This window comes from Stutzerimonas stutzeri, assembly GCF_002909485.1.
GTDB lineage: Bacteria > Pseudomonadota > Gammaproteobacteria > Pseudomonadales > Pseudomonadaceae > Stutzerimonas > Stutzerimonas stutzeri_AH.
Genome location: NZ_PPXG01000006.1, coordinates 140,723 through 160,121 on the forward strand (window position 1 = coordinate 140,723; position 19,399 = coordinate 160,121).

Annotated in this window: 15 protein-coding genes; 7 read left to right on the top strand and 8 right to left on the bottom strand. The window is 60.6% G+C overall.

Annotation, left to right across the window (positions count from 1 at the left end; translation table 11 throughout):
• Positions 1-14: 14 nt before the first annotated feature.
• From CXK91_RS15500 to pilG, 8 genes are all read right to left on the bottom strand, one after another.
• The gene (locus CXK91_RS15500; protein WP_103457011.1) at positions 15-488 is read right to left on the bottom strand and encodes a chemotaxis protein CheW; all 474 of its coding nucleotides are present in this window, start codon (positions 486-488) and stop codon (positions 15-17) included.
• Positions 485-1,537, bottom strand: coding sequence for a chemotaxis protein CheB (locus CXK91_RS15505; RefSeq protein ID WP_103457012.1), 1,053 nt, complete (start codon positions 1,535-1,537; stop codon positions 485-487). The genes CXK91_RS15500 and CXK91_RS15505 overlap by 4 nt, the downstream gene beginning before the upstream one ends.
• Positions 1,530-8,759: an Hpt domain-containing protein gene (locus CXK91_RS15510; protein ID WP_103457013.1), complete on the bottom strand. Its 7,230-nt coding sequence runs from the start codon at positions 8,757-8,759 to the stop codon at positions 1,530-1,532. Before CXK91_RS15510 ends, CXK91_RS15505 begins: the two co-directional genes overlap by 8 nt.
• A gap of 11 nt (positions 8,760-8,770) precedes the next feature.
• Positions 8,771-9,637 carry a CheR family methyltransferase gene (locus CXK91_RS15515; RefSeq protein WP_103457177.1) on the bottom strand — a complete coding sequence of 289 codons (867 nt, stop codon included), beginning with the start codon at positions 9,635-9,637 and terminating at the stop codon, positions 8,771-8,773.
• A gap of 61 nt (positions 9,638-9,698) precedes the next feature.
• Positions 9,699-11,747, bottom strand: coding sequence for a methyl-accepting chemotaxis protein (locus CXK91_RS15520; RefSeq protein WP_103457014.1), 2,049 nt, complete (start codon positions 11,745-11,747; stop codon positions 9,699-9,701).
• Positions 11,748-11,828: 81 nt separating this feature from the next.
• Complete coding sequence (locus CXK91_RS15525; protein WP_103457015.1) at positions 11,829-12,365, bottom strand: chemotaxis protein CheW; 537 nt, start codon at positions 12,363-12,365, stop codon at positions 11,829-11,831.
• A 41-nt stretch (positions 12,366-12,406) separates the two neighbouring features.
• On the bottom strand, positions 12,407-12,772 hold the full coding sequence (gene pilH / locus CXK91_RS15530; RefSeq protein WP_003282728.1) for a twitching motility response regulator PilH: 366 nt from the start codon (positions 12,770-12,772) through the stop codon (positions 12,407-12,409).
• A gap of 43 nt (positions 12,773-12,815) precedes the next feature.
• Positions 12,816-13,223 (bottom strand): twitching motility response regulator PilG, encoded by a 408-nt coding sequence (pilG, locus tag CXK91_RS15535; protein WP_103457016.1) that lies wholly within the window; start codon positions 13,221-13,223, stop codon positions 12,816-12,818.
• 236 nt (positions 13,224-13,459) lie between these two features.
• On the opposite strand from pilG, the gene gshB reads away from it, so the two are divergent.
• From gshB to CXK91_RS15570, 7 genes are all read left to right on the top strand, one after another.
• On the top strand, positions 13,460-14,410 hold the full coding sequence (gene gshB, locus CXK91_RS15540; protein ID WP_103457017.1) for a glutathione synthase: 951 nt from the start codon (positions 13,460-13,462) through the stop codon (positions 14,408-14,410).
• Positions 14,411-14,497: 87 nt separating this feature from the next.
• Positions 14,498-15,391: an energy transducer TonB gene (locus CXK91_RS15545; protein WP_103457018.1), complete on the top strand. Its 894-nt coding sequence runs from the start codon at positions 14,498-14,500 to the stop codon at positions 15,389-15,391.
• 66 nt (positions 15,392-15,457) lie between these two features.
• On the top strand, positions 15,458-16,027 hold the full coding sequence (locus CXK91_RS15550; RefSeq protein ID WP_103457178.1) for a YqgE/AlgH family protein: 570 nt from the start codon (positions 15,458-15,460) through the stop codon (positions 16,025-16,027).
• On the top strand, positions 16,024-16,449 hold the full coding sequence (gene ruvX, locus CXK91_RS15555) for a Holliday junction resolvase RuvX (RefSeq protein WP_103457019.1): 426 nt from the start codon (positions 16,024-16,026) through the stop codon (positions 16,447-16,449). The genes CXK91_RS15550 and ruvX overlap by 4 nt, the downstream gene beginning before the upstream one ends.
• Positions 16,450-16,470: 21 nt before the next feature.
• Complete coding sequence (gene pyrR / locus CXK91_RS15560) at positions 16,471-16,983, top strand: bifunctional pyr operon transcriptional regulator/uracil phosphoribosyltransferase PyrR (protein WP_103457020.1); 513 nt, start codon at positions 16,471-16,473, stop codon at positions 16,981-16,983.
• A gap of 52 nt (positions 16,984-17,035) precedes the next feature.
• A complete protein-coding gene (locus tag CXK91_RS15565) occupies positions 17,036-18,052 on the top strand; it encodes an aspartate carbamoyltransferase catalytic subunit (protein WP_103457021.1) in 1,017 nt (338 codons plus the stop codon).
• On the top strand, positions 18,052-19,326 hold the full coding sequence (locus tag CXK91_RS15570) for a dihydroorotase (protein WP_103457022.1): 1,275 nt from the start codon (positions 18,052-18,054) through the stop codon (positions 19,324-19,326). The genes CXK91_RS15565 and CXK91_RS15570 overlap by 1 nt, the downstream gene beginning before the upstream one ends.
• Positions 19,327-19,399: the final 73 nt, after the last annotated feature.

Consider the following 19,399-nt stretch of genomic DNA (forward strand, 5'->3'; position numbering starts at 1 on the left):
CGGCAACAGGTTGGTCAGATCAGGCCAGCATCGGCGAGCTTCTGCTCCAGGCCGATCAGGTCGGGAATTCGGGCCTGCACATCACCCAGGTTGACTGCGTCCAGCTCCAAGGGAGCGAGCGCAACATCCGCGCGAGCGAGGCTTGCATCGACCTTGATCGAGTGCGGAATACCTTGTACGAGCAGCGCGATGAACTTGACGTGATCGCGCCCGCCGACCGCGTTGAGTACGGCCACCCGGGCCGTGCTGCTCACCGGCTGCGCCTGGCCACTGGAGGCCGCCTCGAACGACAGCAGCGGCAGGCTCAGATCACGCCACTGCACTTGCCCGAGAAACCACGCCGGCATCCCCTGCACCGCCTGTGGCGCGCGATAAGGTATCAGCTCGGCAACCGCGACGTTAGGCATCAACAACATGCGATCAGCAAGCGGCATCAGTAGCCCAGTGAGGCTGCTCTGTGCATCCTGAGAAACGACCATCTGACTCATGAGTTTTCCCGTAGAAACGACCTGGCAGAAGTGCCGGTCTGATTCACCAAATGATTGACCAGTGCCTGTGCCAGTTCGCGCGGATCACCGCTGTATGAGCTATAGCCACCTTCGCGAAGATTGTCCGGCATGCTGGAACATGCACAGGAATCGGCGCGCTGCGTCCAGACCTTACCGCCCTGGCGCAGCATGTAAGCAGCCGCGGCACTGCCATCGCTGCCCATTCCGCTGAAAGCGATCACGCCGCAACGCTCGCCAAACTGCTGAGCCAGATTCAGCATCATCTGGTCGATCGAAGGGCTGTAAGGCTCAGGCCAGCAGCGGCCATTGAGCCGCGTACTACCGTCGGCCTCAAACCCCAATTCCTCGCCGATCGGCGCGATAACCACTTCACCACAGCGCACCGGCTCCCCAGGTCGAACCTGCTGAACCTGCCACTGGCTATGTCGGCCAACGGCCTGGGATAACGCCGACTCGAAGCTGGCCTCGATGTGTTGCGCATAGATAAAACCAATCGGCAGGCCACCGGGCAGGGCATCCAGAAACGCCTTTACAGCCTCAGGGCCGCCCAGCGAAGCAGCCAGCAGCCACACCTGGGTTGCCGGCTCGCCGGCAACCAGCGCGCTGTCGGCCAGCACCGCCGGCAATGTCAGTCGCTCGGGACGCTGACCTTCACCCTGCAGCACCTGCAGGCGCGGCCCCACGGCGCGCGATGGATCGCCCACGAGGCGCTTGAGCTTGCTGAAGAGGCTACGTTCCCAGCGCGGGTAGAACTCCGAATGTCGCTCCGGCGCACGTCCTTCACCGAACAGTACCCGAGTAGTATCCCTTTCGAGCAAGGCATCCACGAGCGGCGAATCTTCGGTCTGGGCAAGATCGACCAGCCATAGATCGGCCTCGGTATTATCGAGATCAGCGGGCTCAAGGCGCGCCGGATCATTGTTCAACACCACCTGATAGCCACTGCCGGTCAGGGCTTGCTGCAGCACATGGCGCTGCAGCGAGGTATCGGCGAGAACCGCGATGCGTGCGGACAGGACTTCAGACATCGGCGTGAACCAGTCGCTGAATGGCCTCAAGCAGCACGGACTCCTGATACGGCTTGCCCAGGTACTCGTTGACGCCGATGGTCAGCGCGCGATCGCGGTGCTTCTCACCGGTCCGCGAGGTGATCATGATGATAGGCAGGTCCTTCAGGCGCTCGTCGTGTCGCACCAGCGTGGCCACCTCGAAGCCGTCCATGCGCGGCATCTCGATATCCAGCAGCATGATGTCTGGTTTGCGTTCCTGCAGCTGGGTAATGGCATCCACCCCGTCCTTCGCGGTGAGGACGTTCATACCGTTGCGCTCCAGCAGGCGGCTGGTGACCTTGCGTACGGTGACCGAATCGTCGACTACCATGACCAACTTCGGCCGATCGCTTTCCGCCTCCACAGGTTCCAGACCCTGATCGATCAGTCGCGGCTGCTGCAGCTGGGTGAGCTGATGCGCGTGCAGCACACGGATAGTCGCCAGCAGATCCAGAATCACCACCACCCGGCCATCGCCGAGAATGGTCGCGCCCGAAATGCCGTGCACACCCGCAAATTGCAGACCAAGGCTTTTCACCACGATTTCGCGCGAACCTGCAAGGCTGTCGACCTGCACCGCAACGCTATGCTCTTTCGAGCGCACCAGGATCACCGGCAAAGGCAGGCTCTGCCCCACCAGCTTTGGCTTCTGACCATTGCTCAGCAGGTCGCCCAGGTAACGTAGCTCGTAGGCTTGCCCCGCATACTCGAAACGAGGCGCATCCGGCTGGTAGTAAGCTTCCAGTTCGTACGGCGAAACCCGCACGATACCTTCGATGGTGTTCAACGGGATTGCGTACAGGTCCTCGCCGGAATAGACCATCAGTGCGCGGTTGACCGATACCGTGAACGGTAGGCGGATTAGAAAGCGTGTCCCCTGACCAAGCGTCGATTCGATGCTCATCGAACCACCAAGCTGCTTGACCTCCGAGTGCACCACATCCATCCCGACGCCACGCCCTGAGATCTGAGTAACGCGCTCGGCCGTGGAGAAGCCGGCTTCCAGGATGAACTGCAGGATTTCGTGCTCGGACAGATTGCTATCGGCCGACATCAAACCACGCTCTATCGCCTTGCGCCGAACCGCGTCCAGATTGATGCCGCCGCCGTCGTCCGCCAGCGTCAGCACGATGTCGCCACCTTCACGAGCCAGATCCAGGCGGATGTGCCCTTGCTCGGGCTTGCCAGCAGCCCGGCGCCGGTCACCAGACTCGATGCCATGGTCGACCGCGTTGCGCAGCATGTGCTCCAGCGGCGAGACGATTCGCTCGAGGACGCTACGATCCATCTCGCCAGTGGCATTACCGACCATGAACTCGACCTGCTTGCCCAGTTCGCCGGCGACCTGCCGAACGATACGACGCAGGCGTGGAACCAGGCGCTCGAAGGGAACCATGCGGGTGCGCATGAGGCCTTCCTGAAGCTCGGTATTCACCCGCGCCTGTTGCAACAACAGAGTTTCAGCATCACGGTTGCGCGCCGCCAGTGTTTCCTTCAGATCGAGCAAGTCGGAAGCCGACTCGAACAGTGCGCGGGAAAGCTGTTGCAGCTGGGAATGGCGGTCCATTTCCAACGGATCGAAATCGTCGTAACCGGCGCGCTCGGCCTCGGCCTGGTAGCGGCTGAGAATCTGCGCCTGAGTTTCGGTATCCAGCCGGCGTAGCTGGTCGCGAACACGCTCGATGGTCGCTTCCATCTCGCCCAGGGTGAAGCCCACATCACTGACCTGTTGCTCAACACGACCACGGAAGATCGATGTCTCACCGGCCAGGTTGACCAAGCCTTCCAGAAGCTCGGCCGGCACCTTGACCAACTCCTGCGGCGCTCGCCGCGAGGCTGCTTCCTGTGCGGCTAGCTGCGCACGCCGAATGAAAGGTAGTACCTTGGCCGGACTGGCACTTTGGGCTGGCTGGATACTGGCTGCGATAATCGGCTGCGCCAACGTCAGCGGCTCGCTCGCCGAGTTCTGCTCATGTTCTGCCGACGCCGATTGCGCCTCGCCGCCTCCATCCGCCGCCAGCCCCGCACGTAACTGCTCGATATCCTTTAGCAGCGCATCGTGGCCCTGCTGAACATCGAGAAACAGGCTTTCCGGCCATGGCGCACCCTGCTGCTGCGCTTCGCTGAGGCGCTGCTCAAGGTCATGCGCAAGGTTGCCCAATGCGCTCTGCCCGGCAAGCCGCGCCCCGCCCTTCAGTGTGTGCAGAACACGAAGCACGTCGGTCAATGGCGCAGCGTCTTCGCGCCCAGCATCCCAGCGGGTAAGGGCAGACTCCATTTCTTCCAGTAGCTCATCTGCTTCCTCAACGAAAATATCGAGGATTTCGTCTTCGGCCGCTTGTTGCGCATCTTCCTGGGCAGCCTTGAGCGAAACGCTGCTGGGAATGCTCAGCTGTTCGTCGGGGTTGCTACGAAATCGGCGAATCGTCTCGATGAGCGCATCGCCCGAAGGCACCGGGCGGCGAGCGCGAACAGCCTCGAGCATCTCGGCAAGGCGATCCTGGCATGCCTGCAGAAGTCCGAACAGCTCTGGACTTGCCCGGTAGTTACCGGCACACAGCCCTTCGTACAGATATTCAAGCTCATGAGCCAGATCACCGATCTCGCGAATGTCCGCCATCCGCGCACCGCCCTTGAGCGTGTGCAAATCTCGCTGCAGCGCTTCCAGTTCGAAGCTGTTGTCGACATCCGTCATCCACCGCTGTAGACCACCGGCGGCACTTTCGATGAGATCGAACCCCTCCTCGAGAAAGATCTCGACCAACTCCGGGTCGCGCTCTTCGATGACTTCATGCACGCCCGCCGGACTTTCATCTGCAGATACGATGCTTGCGTCGGCTTCAGGCAATTGAAGCTCGATTGCTTCCAGCTCCTGATCGTCGCTTAGCTGTTCGTCGTCCAAGACAACGTCTGCGTCGCTGATATCGTCGGTGACGTCTACAGGACTGCCGTCGCCCTCGATCGGCCGCAGCTCCAGAGGATCGGAGGCCAGCGGCAGATCGGCCACTTCATCAGTGTCGGTATCGATGCACGCGGCTTGCGTCTCGTCCTCGTCCGGTGCGTCGTCTTCCTGCGCGACGTGCTCAGCGGCCACCTCAGTCACTTCGAAGGTAGGTAGAACACCTTGGCGAAAGGCCCGCATCGCTTCGATCAACACGTCTGCGCAACTCATAGGCAGCTGGCGTTGCAGTTGCTCGAGCTGCAACGCCAGATGATCGTGGCTTCGATGCAACAGCGCAGCCAGTTCGGCCGAATGCACGTAGCGGCCGTCCGAAAGGCCTTCGTAAAGTGATTCCAGCTCATGCGCCAAGTCGCCGATCGGGCGAATGGCGGCCATCCGCGCACCACCCTTAAGGGTATGCAGATCGCGCAGCAGCGCCGAAAGAGCCATCTGATTGGCCGGATCCGCGAGCCAACGATCGAGCGCATGGCCGGCACTTTCCATCAGATCGACGGCTTCGTCGAGAAAGATCTCGACCATTTCATGATCGAGATCTTCCTGCTCTTCAGCTTGTACGACAGGGTCAACAGGCCAGGCTTCGGCTTCGGCTTCGGCTTCGGCTTCGGCTTCGGCTTCGGCTTCGGCTTCGGCTTCGGCTTCGGCTTCGGCTTCGGCTTCGGCTGGCAAGTCTGTCGCGGTCTCATTGTCCGTCAAGGCGAACTGCTGCGAATCGGCTATCTGCTGCAAAGCCAGCGGATCAATAGCTTCGGCCAGTAGTGCTTCCAGGCGCGCCACCAGCTCCGACTGCTCACTCACCTGCAACGCGGCAGCCACCTGATCCATCATGCCTACCAGCGCCTCGTGGCCCTGTTCGACATCGTCGAAGAAGCGCTCACTGACTGCCAATCGGCCTTCCTCAACCACCGCATACAACCGCAATAGCACTTGGCAAAGCGCATCCATTTGCGGCAGGTCGGCCATTTTGGCCCCTTGTCCGAGCGTCGTAAGCTCTTGTAGCAACGCTGAAAGTTCCTGGCGCTCGGCGGGATGCGCGCGCCAGCTGCGCAGCAGATCTTCCGCGTCCAGCAGGATATCCATGCCTTCAGAGAGGAACAGGGCGATCATGCTCGGGTCGCGAACCTCGCCGGCATCGTTATGCTGACGCGCACCGGCTTCGACTAATCTCGCCTGGTGCAACGCATGCACCTTCTCCAGGAACTCGGGAGCACCTTCGATCGGTGCGAGCGGCTCATGGTCGAGATTGGCCAGGCCCGTGCGCAACAGCATCTCGGCTTCATGCAGCAATTCGGCTTCAGCGAGATCCATCTGAACCAGATTGGCCTTGAATTCCTTGGCCATTTTTTCCAATGGCGTGGCGATTTCCGCAACAGGAAGGATGCCCGCCATGTGCGCACTGCCTTTCAACGTGTGCAGCGCTCGCTGCAACGCATCGGTGACTGGCTGCGGAAGACGTTGGGCGCAATCGGCGAGAAAGCTGACCAGAGTAGTCAGATGCGACTCGGCTTCGTTGCGAAAGATCTCCAGCAACTGGGGGTCCAGCACGTCGTCGTGCGCTTCCGTCGAATCAGCCGCCGGCACTACAGCCGGCACGGAGGGCACATCGTCCGGCTGGGTCAACGCCACGGCCTGTCCCTTGGCCAGGGCGTGCGCTGCGGCAGCTAGTCGATCAACGTCATCACGTTGACGCTGAGTCTTGGAGGCAAATTCATCGACCAGAGCCGGCATCAGTGCAACGACGTCGTTGACCAACTGCTTGACCTGATCGGTCGGTTCGATGCTGCGATCCAACACGCGATTAAGCAGGTTCTCGATGGACCAAGCCAGCTCACCGATAACCAGCGCGCGAACCATCCGGCCACTACCCTTGAGGGTGTGGAACGCGCGGCGGACTTCACCCAACGCGTGCTTGTCTTCCGTGTCGGCGCACCAAAGTGGCAGTTGCTCGCCAATGGCTTCCAGAACCTCTGCGGCTTCCTCGATGAAGACCTCCAGCAGATCCTCATCGACCGGCTCCTCATCAGCGGGCGGCGGCAATAGACTTGGAGGCACATCCTGAGCAGGCGGATTGATGGCAGCAACCGGAGCAGCCATTACCTGCTCCAGACTGACCACGGGTTCGGATTCCGGCGCCTGCGATGACTGCTCATCAGGCAAGGAAAAGTCAGGCAGGGTGACTTCAGGAAGACCGAGCTCGGCTACCTGCGCCTCGCTCCAATCAGCCAGGGAATCAGCTTCGTCGGCCGGGATAAAGGCAACACTGGAGTCCAGCTCTTCGTGCGGCACTTCCTCCGGCAAGCTGAAAACGATTTCGTCTTCGGTAGCTGGCTCGTCGGCGACGGATTCAGCGACAACTTCAACGCCACCATTTTCTGCTTCGAACAGCGGTTCGACAGGCAGATCGGCCTCCGGTGTAGCCGGCGCTTGCTGCTGTTCAACCGGGTAAAAATCGAAAGCACCGCTGTCCGCATCCGACTCTTCTGGCAGGACTTCGATCTCATCCAGTGAATCGACAGGATCGGCCTCGGAGACAGACTCCTCGTCCTGACGCTGTGCGCCCCCCGGTGCGTAGCCAAGGTTCTGCAAACTCTCCTCTGCGACGTCCAGAATCAGGTCGCCCTGGGTGCCGCAGTCCTCGGTCAGGCGCTCGAGGTAGTACTCGACGCTGGTAATCGCGTCGGCAAGCGTGTCCAGGCTTTGCCAGTCAGGTACGGCTTGGCGGGCCAGCAGCTGATCTTGAATATATCCATTGCAGGCCTGCAGCAACGCCGCGGCACGTTCCAACGGGATCATCGCCAGGCCACCGCGGACCTGGGTCAGCAGATCGGGAACACGGGCCAGATGCTCGTGATTCCACTGCGACGCGATGAATTCGATGATCGCGTCTTTCGCCTGTTCCAGGCCGTTCCGCGCTTCCCGAATGACAAGTTGATGAATCTGTGCAACGTCGGTGGTCGGCAGATGGCTCGCTTCGTTGCGCTCGTCCCCAGGCCCTCCCACCATGCCGGCCAGCGTGGCTTCGACGTAGAGCAAGGCACCGGCAATATCCATCAACACGGCGTCATCAGGTGACTGCCGCCCTTGAGCGATGGACTGTACCAAAGCGATCTGATCGAGAATGATCTTACGCGGTTGCGCGAATCCGAGAACCGCCAGTGTATCGGCGATCTGCTTCAGCGGAACTTCAAGGCTGGCAAGGTCGGCAATGACCTTACGATCACTACGAACGAACAAGTCAAGACTGTCTTTTACCCGGACCAGTTCTTCGCACAGCGCTGCAACCACCGAGCGCATGGCGCCCCGATCAGGGCCTGCCAACTGGGCGCGCTCCTGATCGACCACGGCGCTGTCCGGTAGCGCCTCATCAAGACGGTACTGCTGCTTGAGCGCCTGGATACGTGGCGTCTGCCCCGGTGCCTTGGCGACGTAGAACAGCAGGTTCTTGATTAGCTCATCAGGTGCGGCCTGGTTGAGGCCATCAGCTCCCTCTTCGACCAGCCGCTTGAGCTGCTTGTCCACTTGGCGCAACAGGGTACGCACCGACGTGCCATTGCTCACGTCCCCGCTGGCAAGCCCTTCAACCATGCCCGAAGCGATCTGCCACAACGCTGCAAGCGGGGCGTCCTTACAGAGCATTTCCAGCCGCGCGAAAACCCGAGCCATATAACCGAGGTTGGTAGGCAGGTCCTGATTGCGAATCACGCCAACCAATGCAACCTGCAACATTTGCCGCAGTTTGCGCAGCAGTGTTGGCAGCTCGTTCGTGCGCAGACGCTCGACCGTTTCCAAAGAAAGCGCGGGTGTGCGTCCGGAGAGGTCGGGCGAAAACAGGCTGGTTTCCGAAAGCAGCTTCTCGCCACGCGCGGCACGTAGGTCGTTGAGTAGCGGTAGCACCACCATGGGCAAGTCACGGCGGGCGCTCTGAATGCGATCCAGGTAGGCCGGCAACTGCAGGATAGCCTGCATCATGACTTCGAGCGCTTCACCCTGATTGGCAACGCGCTCGTCCAGCAGCGCTCGCGCCAGCTGCTCCATCTCCTCGGCGAGCAATGCAGCACCGAAGAACTCCACCATCTGCAGAGTGCCGTGAACCTGATGCACGTAGGTCAGGCAAAAGCGCATCCGAGTCGAGTCCTGTGGATTCTCGACGAACGCCTCAAGCGCCTGACGCGCCTGCTTAAGCGTTTCGGCAATCTCGCCCTTCACCCACTCCAGGGCGACATAATCGTGCCGATCACCCATAGCGACTCCGCTCATAAACTTTTCCGGGTAAATGCCAGAACCTGATCATTGGCCACCGGAAGCAATTCCGGATGCTGCCAACCAACCACTTCACCTACACCGATCACCAATAACCCCCCCGGCGCCAGGCATTCAGCCAAACGATTGAGGATTTCTCGGCGTCGCCAGCGACGGAAGTAGATCAGCAGGTTCTGACAGAAAATGACGTCCATGTCGGAGACAGGCGAGTTCGCCAGTTCCAACACATTGAGCCTCGCAAAGCACACTCGTGCAGCCAGGGCGGCCAGGACTTGAAAACGATCATCGGGCAACGGCAGGAAGTAGCGGTCTCGCATAAGCGGCTCGACCTGCTCCAACCTGCGAGCGCCATAGACAGCCGCTCGCGATTTGGCCAAGGCGCTCAGGCTGATATCAGTGCCGGTGACACCGAAGCAGCATTGCGCCTCACTACCCGCCAATACCTCTGCCGCAGTCATCGCCAGCGAATAGGTCTCCTCACCGCTTGCGCAACCCACGCTCCACAACGCCAAGGGCCGCTCAAGCGGCCCCTGTTCCAAACGATGGCGCAGATGCTCTTCAAGCAGTTCAAATGAGGCGGGGTGACGAAAGAAGCGCGTCTCCTGCACCGTAAGCCTGTCCATCAAGGTCGACCACTCGACCGCCCCACGCGGGCCAGACGTGACCTGCCGGTAGTAACTGGCATAGTCGGACGCGCCGACCTCTCGCATGCGGGCGCTCAGATTGGTCTGCAGGAAGCTGCGTCGGCGTTCGCTGACGACCATGCCGGAACGCTCCTCAAGGAGCGTCTGCCAGTCATGAAATTCCGCCGGCGACATATCGGCCAAGGGCTCCAATGCCCAGTCAAACCTCGGCTGCATGCCCTGCCCCTCGCTTGTGATCATCGGCGGCGGCCATCAAATGGCTGCCGCACTCGTCAAGTCAGGCCTGATCCGGAGCGTCCGGCAGGGTAAAGCCGGAAACGGAATGGCGCATCTCGTTGGCCATCTTGGCCAAGTTACCAATGCTCTTGGCCGTAGCGGTGGTACCCGACGAGGTCTGCGAGGTGATCTCCTGGATCACGTTCATGGTATTGGAGATGTGACCGGCCGAAGAAGCCTGCTGGCGTGCCGCATTGGAGATGTTCTGGATCAGCGCAGCGAGTGTCTTGGATACCTTCTCAATCTCTTCCAGTGCCACACCGGCGTCCTGAGCCAGACGCGCTCCGCGCACCACTTCAGAAGTGGTCTGTTCCATCGAGATGACCGCCTCGTTGGTGTCGGTCTGAATGGTCTTCACCAGTGCCTCGATCTGTTTGGTTGCCGCCGAAGAGCGCTCTGCCAGACGCTGAACTTCGTCCGCTACCACCGCGAAGCCTCGACCTGCGTCACCCGCCATGGAAGCCTGGATCGCCGCGTTGAGTGCAAGAATGTTGGTCTGGTCAGCAATGTCGTTAATCAGACTAACGATGTCCCCGATCTCCTGAGACGACTCACCGAGACGCTTGATCCGCTTGGACGTGTCCTGGATCTGTTCACGAATGTTGTCCATGCCGGTGATGGTGTTGTGCACCACCTCGTTACCCTTGTTGGCGATCGCTACAGAACGTTCCGCTACCGCCGAGGACTCCGCGGCGTTGGCCGATACCTGGTCAATGGACACGGCCATCTCGTTAATCGCCGCGGAGGCACCCGCAATCTCCTGAGCCTGATGCTCAGAGGCCTCGGCGAGGTGCATTGCAGTCGCCTGGGTTTCCTGCGCTGCACCCGACACCTGAACGGCGGTTTGGTTAATGGTCGCTACAAGTTCACGCAGCTGGTCGATGGAGTAGTTGATCGAGTCGGCAATCGCACCGGTGAAGTCCTCGGTAACAGTAGCGGCTACCGTAAGGTCACCGTCGGCGAGGTCGCCGATTTCATCGAGCAGTCGCAGAATCGCGGCCTGGTTACGTTCGTTCTTCTCGGCGGTTTCGCTCAAGCGACGACGCGCCTCCTGAACCATGACCAAACCGATCAAGATGATCGAGGCCAATGCCAGAGCGCCCAGCACATAGCCCAGAATGGTGTTGAGATAACGGGCATCGGCACGACTTTGCAGGCCTTGCGACAGCGCAGAAGTCTTATCGAGCAAGGTTTGCGAAACTTCGAAGATGCTGTTTGCCGATTCGCGCACTTGGAACAACTCAGGCGACGTTTCGAGAATTTCATCCACCGAACCGGATACGAACTGGAACAGTTCAGCAATTTCGGATAGTCGATCAAGCGCTTCTTCGTCGGTTACGGCGGTGATGCCCATCGCGACGTTGCCTTCGATCATGGCGTTCAGAACGCGGCCGAACAGACTGGCATCACGACCGAACATATCTGCTGCCTGGACGGAGTCCTGGTCGCCGGAGAGCACCTTGTTCACCGAGCCGAGAATACGCTCGGCCAGCAGTGATTGCCGCTGAGCTACCGAGACCTGAGCCGCCGGCGCACCACTTTCCAGCAGGATATCGACGACTTCCTCGTACTCTACCTGCAGCTGGGGAATGGTCTCAGCCAGAGTACTGGCTACCTGGTGCAGCGAAAGAACGGTTTGCTCGCTGGACACGATGGCGTCAGTGTCACGGCGCAACGTGGTCCAGTCCTGCTCTACCGCGTTGACTTCGTCGCGTAGCGACTCAGGCACCGCAGGCAAGCCAATGCTCTCGTTACCCTGCGAGAGGTAAGCCCAGCGCTGATCGAACTCGTTTCGGGCTTGTTTCAGAGACGCGAACGCCTCCTGCGTGCCCGTTGCCGCTTCCACGGCGTCCTTGGCGATCTGCTGGGACAGTACGCGCAGCTCTCCTGCGTGAGCGATGTACTCGTTATCGTAATCGGCCTGAGTGTTGACGTACGCGAAGTTCGCGAACAGCAACACGATCGAAACGATCAGTACGATAAACAGGCCGGTGGTCAGCGTATTGCTGCGCACCCCGCTCAACAAAGCATTAGCATTCATTTTGATCATTATCCGGCCCCCGCCTGGACCCCCGTGCGCTTCCATCCAAGAACCAAAAGGCCGACCTCGGTCGACCCACCTACAACTTATTTAAAACGCGACGTCCAAGAACGCCTGGTGCGTAGCCAATGCGTGCGGGCTGAAGACCAGCCAGGGCTGCTCGCGCTGAAACACACCATGAATAAACGGCTGGATCGATGCTTCGATCGGAGGTAACTCCTCCGAGAAGGTCTCTACCGGAAAATGCTGCATGCCGAAGACTTCATCGACGGTTAGCCCTGCAAACACGTCCTGATGGTCGACTACAAGCACCCTGCGCTGTTTGCGCAGAGCCGAAAGCTCCAACCCGAAATAGCCGCAAAGGTCCATCACCGGCAGCAACCTGCCTCGGACATTCGCCACACCCTTGACCCAGCTCTTGACGCCAGGAAGTAAGGTGTAGCGCGGCTCGTGCAGGATTTCGCCTACCTCTCCCATTGGAGCGACGAACAACCGTCCCCCCATGCGGAAACCGATCCCTCCCCAGGTTTGTACGGCTTCCTGTTGAGAAGGCAGGCCCGCCGCGAACATGCGGCATCGATTATCTAGCTCCAGCAACTGCTGAAACGGCGTTTGCATGTCAGCCATGCTGGCCACGTCCCTTTGTCCGAGTGTTGGCTACCCCGGCGTTAGCCCGCCAGAACGGCATTCAGGGTTTTCAGCAATGTCGCTTCATCCACCGGCTTGGTCAGGTAATCCTTGGCCCCTTGGCGTTTGCCCCAGACCTTATCGGTTTCCTGATCCTTGGTGGTGACGATGATCACCGGAATGTGACTGGTTTCAGAATCTTTGGTCAGTTGACGCGTGGCCTGAAAACCATTCAGCCCAGGCATGACGATATCCATCAGGACGACGTCCGGTTTTTCTTGGCGCGCCAATGCAACACCGTCAGCACCGTTTTCGGCTTTCAGCACTACATGCCCATGCTTTTCCAGCATGGCGGTGAGCTTGTACATTTCGGTCGGCGAATCATCAACAATCAGAACGCGAGCCATGATTTCTCCATAGGAAGGCTTCAGCGGCAAACAATGCCGAACTTCAGAATGCTTGCTCCACCGGTGCAAAATCAGGCACATGCGCCTTGATCGCACCGAGCAGCTCTTCTTTGCTGAACGGCTTGGTGAGGTATTGATCGGAACCGACGATACGCCCCTTGGCTTTGTCGAACAGGCCATCTTTCGAAGACAGCATGATGACCGGCGTCGACTTGAAGGAGCTGTTGTTCTTGATCAAGGCGCAGGTCTGATAGCCGTCCAGCCTGGGCATCATAATATCGACAAAGATGATGCGGGGATGAGTATCCGCAATCTTGGCGAGCGCATCGAAACCGTCCACTGCGGTGATGACATCGCATCCTACTTTCTTCAGCAGGGTTTCAGCGGTACGACGAATCGTTTTCGAATCGTCGATCACCATGACCTTCAAGCCCTCGGAGTGCTGTTCCATTTCGCCCTACCATCGCCTCGGTGAGTCGTAGTTTATCGTTATGTCAGTGCGCCGGAGGCCCTGCCACCGATGGGCTGCACCCAATCGCCGGACCTTTTTAGCACACTCCTCATGCGCACGCTATCAACCGGAAAAGCATCCGGATTTTCCTTGACCCAGTGCACAACCACAGCCAATCTGCAGCGACATTTTGAGCCACTGGCGGCATCTGCTGCCCACTGCCGGAGAAACACCTCATGACCGTTCGCGTCGGGATCATCATGGACCCTATCGCGCATATCGCCTTCAAAAAGGACAGCTCGCTGGCCATGCTGTTGGCTGCCCAGGCGCGAGGCTGGGCGCTGTTCTATATGGAGCAGCGTGACCTTTATCAGCTCGGCGACCAGGCCCGTGCACGCATGTGCCCACTACGGGTGTTCAATGATCCGCAACACTGGTTCGAGACGGACGAAGAGGTTGACACCGCCCTTAGCGACCTCGACGTGATCCTCATGCGCAAGGACCCGCCGTTCAACAGCGAATACATCTACGCAACCTATCTACTGGAATTGGCGGAGAAATCGGGAACGCTGGTGGTCAACCGCCCGCAAAGCCTGCGCGACTGCAACGAGAAGTTCTTCGCCACCCAGTTTCCACAATGCACGCCGCCGACGCTGGTCAGCCGACGCTCGGACATTCTCCGCGAGTTCGCCCGCGAGCACCGTGACATCATTCTCAAACCCCTTGACGAGATGGGTGGCGCCTCTATCTTTCGTCACCGCGAGGGCGACCCCAACCTTTCGGTCATCCTGGAGGTACTCACCGAGCATGGCAGCCGCCAGATAATGGCGCAGCGCTATGTCCCGGCTATCAAAGATGGCGACAAGCGCATCCTGATGATCGACGGCGAACCGGTTCCTTATTGCCTGGCGCGAATCCCCGCAGCGGGTGAAACACGTGGCAACCTGGCTGCCGGCGGTCGTGGTGTCGCGCAACCGCTATCCGATCACGATCGAGAGATCGCTGCGATCGTTGGCCCGGAATTGCGTAAACGCGGCCTGTTGTTTGTAGGCCTGGATGTGATCGGTGACTGCCTCACCGAAATCAACATAACCAGCCCTACCTGCATCCGCGAAATCGACAATGCTTTTGACACGCGCATCGGCGAGCGCCTCATGGATGCGATCGCGGCCAAGCTGCAAGGTTGAACCAGCTAACAGCTTTGAGTTTGGAGCTTGCGGCTCCAAGCTCAAAGCCGGCAGACTGCGCGGCACTTCGAGCCGACCCGAAACCTGATGAACGCCGCTACCCGCCAACCCATGCCTGAACCTACCCGCGTCCGCCCTGCGGACAGGCTCGGCTTCACGCTATTTCTGGCCGCTGCGTTGCATCTGGCCCTAATACTCGGCGTGGGCTTTACCCTGTCCGAGCCCAAGCAGATCAGCAAAACGCTGGAAATCACCCTCTCGACATTCAAGAGCGAGGAAAAGCCCAAGGAGGCCGACTTCCTCGCCCAAGACAATCAACAGGGCAGCGGTACGCTGGAACACAAAGCCTCGCCGAAAACCACCGAGCAGGCACAGTTCCAGGATACCGAGGTGCGCAAGGTCACCCCGCCTGCCGCACCGCCACGCAGCACTCGGCCGGAGCCGGCAAAGACGGTCGTCACCACTCGCAGCCCTCAGCCAGATAAAGCCCAGGTCAAGCAGCAGACCCAGCCACAGCCCGAACCGCAAGCTGCTCCTGCGTTCGACAGCTCGCAGCTGAGTGCCGAGATCGCCAGCCTGGAAGCCGAACTTGCGCAGGATGTCGAACGCTATGCCAAGCGCCCCAGAGTCAGCCGCCAGAACAGCGCCGCCACGATGCGCGATATCAGCGCCTGGTATCGCGACGAATGGCGCAAAAAGGTCGAGCGCATCGGCAATCTCAACTACCCGGACGAAGCACGCCGGCAGCAGATCTACGGCAGCCTGCGCATGCTGGTCACTATCAACCGCGACGGCACCATACAGGAGCTGCGCGTTATCGAGTCCTCCGGCCAGCCGGTGCTCGACGATGCAGCAATGCGCATCGTGCGCTTGGCAGCACCTTTCGCACCGTTCACCGGAGAGCTGGGGCAGAAGTTCGACCAGGTAGAGATAATCCGGACCTGGCGTTTCGAGCGCGGCGACAGGCTATCGAGCCGCTGAGGCGAACAGCTGGACGAACCGTCGCACCTGTAGCCGGAAAGCGGTGCAACGCTTAAGCTAATGCGCATGAAAAGCACCGCGCCCAGTTACCTCAAGCATCACTTTCTGATCGCCATGCCGCAGATGGCCGATCCGAACTTTGCCCAGACGCTGATCTACCTGATCGAGCACGGACCAGAAGGCGCCATGGGCCTGATAATCAATCGTCCGAGCGGCCTGAACCTTGCCGATGTGCTCGAGCAGTTGCGCCCGGATCAGCCGAGTTCCCTTCTCTGTCAGAACCTGCCGATATTCTCTGGCGGCCCGGTGCAGACCGACCGCGGTTTCGTCCTGCATTCGCCCGATCTGCAGTTCCAGGCCACCCTGTCGCTCGGCCCGCTGGGCATGTCCACCTCGCAGGACGTTCTGTTCGCTATCGCGGACGGCCAGGGTCCTGCTCGGCACTTCATCGCACTCGGCTACGCCGGCTGGGAAGCAGGCCAGCTTGAGGCCGAACTGGTCGACAATGCCTGGCTAAGCTGCCCCGCTGACACCGAGATATTGTACGACCTGCCGTATGACCAACGCCTGAACGCAGCTGCTGCGTCACTTGGTGTGGACCTCCGACTGCTCAGCACCCAGGTCGGGCACGCATGAGCGCGCCTCGACTGTTGCTCGGCTTCGACTATGGCACCAAGCAGATCGGCGTTGCCGTCGGCCAGGTTATTACGGGACAAGCGCGCGAGCTCTGCGTACTTAAGGCGCAGAACGGAATACCAGACTGGCAGCAGGTCGAGGCGCTGATGAGCGAATGGCAGCCCGATGCGCTGGTCGTCGGCCTACCGCTGAACATGGACGGCACGCCTAGCGACATGAGTGCGCGAGCGGAAAAGTTCGCCCGCAGGCTCAATGGCCGCTTCAACTTGCCGGTACACACTCACGACGAACGCCTTACCACGTTCGAAGCCAAAGGCGAGCGTCTGCGTCAGGGCCAGCACGGCAGCTATCGTGACCGTCCAGTGGACGCCCTGGCTGCCGCCCTATTACTGGAAGGCTGGCTGAGCGATCACCCCACCTGATCCGGACCTGAAGGAGATCCCATGATCCTGCCCAACCCTGAACAGCTGCTGTCCGAAATGGCCGCCGCGCTCAAGCAGCACCTGAGCGACCGTAGCATCCAGGAACCGCGCTTCATCGGAATTCGTACTGGCGGCGTCTGGGTTGCCCAGGCACTGCTCGCGGCGCGGGGACAGAACGAACCTCTCGGCATTCTCGATGTGTCGTTCTACCGCGACGATTTCACCCAGAAGGGCCTGCATCCCCAGGTGCAACCATCGGAGCTGCCTTTCGAGATCGAAGGCCAGCATCTGGTGCTGATCGATGACGTACTGATGACCGGCCGTACCATCCGCGCGGCCCTCAACGAGCTGTTCGACTACGGACGGCCGGCCAGCGTGACCCTGGTCTGCCTGCTCGACCTGAACGCGCGTGAGCTACCGATTCGCCCTGACGTGGTCGGCGCCACCCTGTCGCTGGCGCCGGAACAGCGCATCAAGCTGATCGGGCCGGAGCCGTTGGCCCTCGAGCAACAGATGGAAACCAGCCCCTCCTGAGGGGGTCGACAATCCCCTCAGCCCATCTCCAGCCGCTAACCGAGATCTTGCGATGACGCCCACCGACGCCAAGCGCCCGCTACAGCTTAACGACCAAGGACAGCTGCGCCATTTTCTCTCCCTCGACGGCTTGCCCCGCGAATTGCTCACCGAGATCCTGGATACCGCCGACTCATTCCTAGAGGTCGGCGCTCGGGCAGTGAAGAAGGTCCCGCTGCTGCGCGGCAAGACCGTCTGCAACGTCTTCTTCGAGAACTCCACGCGCACGCGCACCACCTTTGAGCTGGCGGCGCAGCGGTTGTCAGCGGATGTCATCACGCTGAACGTCTCGACCTCCTCCACCAGCAAGGGCGAAACCCTCACCGACACGCTACGCAATCTGGAAGCCATGGCGGCGGACATGTTCGTCGTGCGTCACGCCGATTCCGGTGCCGCACACTTCATCGCCGAGCACGTCAGCCCGGAGGTTGCGGTCATCAATGGTGGCGACGGGCGTCATGCACACCCGACTCAGGGCATGCTCGACATGCTCACCATCCGCCGCCATAAAGGCAGCTTCGAAAACCTTTCGGTCGCCATCGTCGGCGACATCCTGCACTCGCGGGTAGCGCGTTCGAACATGCTCGCCTTGAAGACGCTGGGCTGTCCGGATATCCGCGTCATCGCGCCGAAAACCCTGCTTCCCGAGGGCATCGAACAGTACGGCGTGCGTGTATTCACCGACATGAACGAAGGCCTACGTGACGTCGACGTGGTGATCATGCTGCGCCTGCAACGCGAGCGCATGCAAGGCGGCCTGCTCCCCAGCGAAGGCGAGTTCTACAAGCTCTACGGCCTGAACACCCAGCGCCTGGCGCTGGCCAAGTCCGACGCCATCGTCATGCACCCGGGCCCGATCAACCGCGGCGTGGAAATCGAGTCGGCGGTGGCCGACGGCCCACAATCGGTGATCCTCAACCAGGTCACCTACGGCATCGCCATACGCATGGCCGTATTGTCCATGGCGATGAGCGGCCAGGCTGCGCAGCGCCAGATCGATTCTGAATCCGTATCCGAGGAGCAGCAGTGATGGTGGCAATTCGAATCCTCGGCGCGCACGTGATCGACCCCGCCAGCGGGCGTGACGAAATCGCCGATATATTCCTGCAGCATGGCAAGATCGCGGCCATCGGCCAGCCGCCCGCCGGCTTCGAGGCGCAACAGACGATCGACGCCCAGGGGCTGATTGCGGCACCCGGCCTGGTCGATCTTGCGGTGGCACTACGCGAGCCGGGCTACAGCCGCAAAGGCAGCATTGCCAGTGAGACGCTGTCCGCAGCAGCAGGCGGCATCACCAGCCTATGCTGCCCGCCGCAGACCCGCCCGGTCCTGGACACCGCGGCAGTCACCGAACTGATCCTCGACCGCGCACGCGAGTCGGGGCACGCCAAGGTATTCCCCATCGGTGCACTGACACGCAACCTGGCCGGCGAACAGCTTTCCGAACTGGTGGCACTGCGCGAAGCCGGCTGCGTCGCCTTTGGTAATGGCCTGAACGAATTTGCCAGCAACCGGAACCTGCGCCGCGCGTTGGAATACGCAGCAACCTTCGACCTGACGGTGATCTTGCACTCGCAGGATAGCGACCTCGCCGAAGGCGGGCTCGCTCACGAGGGCGCAGCCGCCAGCTTCCTAGGTTTGTCCGGCATACCGGAAACCGCAGAGACCGTTGCGCTGACGCGCAACCTGCTGCTGGTGGAAAAGTCCGGCGTTCGCGCACACTTCACCCAGCTGACAAGCGCCCGTGGTGCGGAACTGATCGGCCAAGCTCAGGCGCGCGGCCTCCCGGTGACGGCGGATGTGGCGATGTATCAACTGATACTCACCGACGAAGCGCTACACGGCTTTTCCAGCCTGTATCACGTGCAGCCGCCACTGCGCAGCACAGCGGACCGCGACGGTCTGCGCGAGGCAGTGAAGACAGGCGTGATCTCGGCGATTTCCAGCCATCACCAGCCTCACGAAGCGGATGCCAAATTGGCACCATTCGGCGAAACCGAAGCGGGCATCAGCAGCGCGGATATCTTATTGCCATTGGCCCTGACGCTGGTGGAAGACGGCCTGCTGGATCTGCCGACCCTGCTGACGCGGCTGACCAGCGGTCCCGCTGCGGCGCTAACGCTCCCGGCAGGCAAGCTGCAACCCGGGTTGCCGGCCGACATAGTCCTATTCGACCGAAACAGCTCGACCCTGGTTGGCGAAAGTTGGTACTCCAAGGGCCGCAATTGCCCATTCATGGGCCACTGCCTGCCAGGTTCGGTGCGCTATACGATCGTCGACGGCCGCATCAGTTACCAGAACTGAAGCTGACCTTATGCGCATGGAGGAGGCTTCATCCATGCGCACAAGGCGCTGAAAAACGCCTCATTCGTCCTGA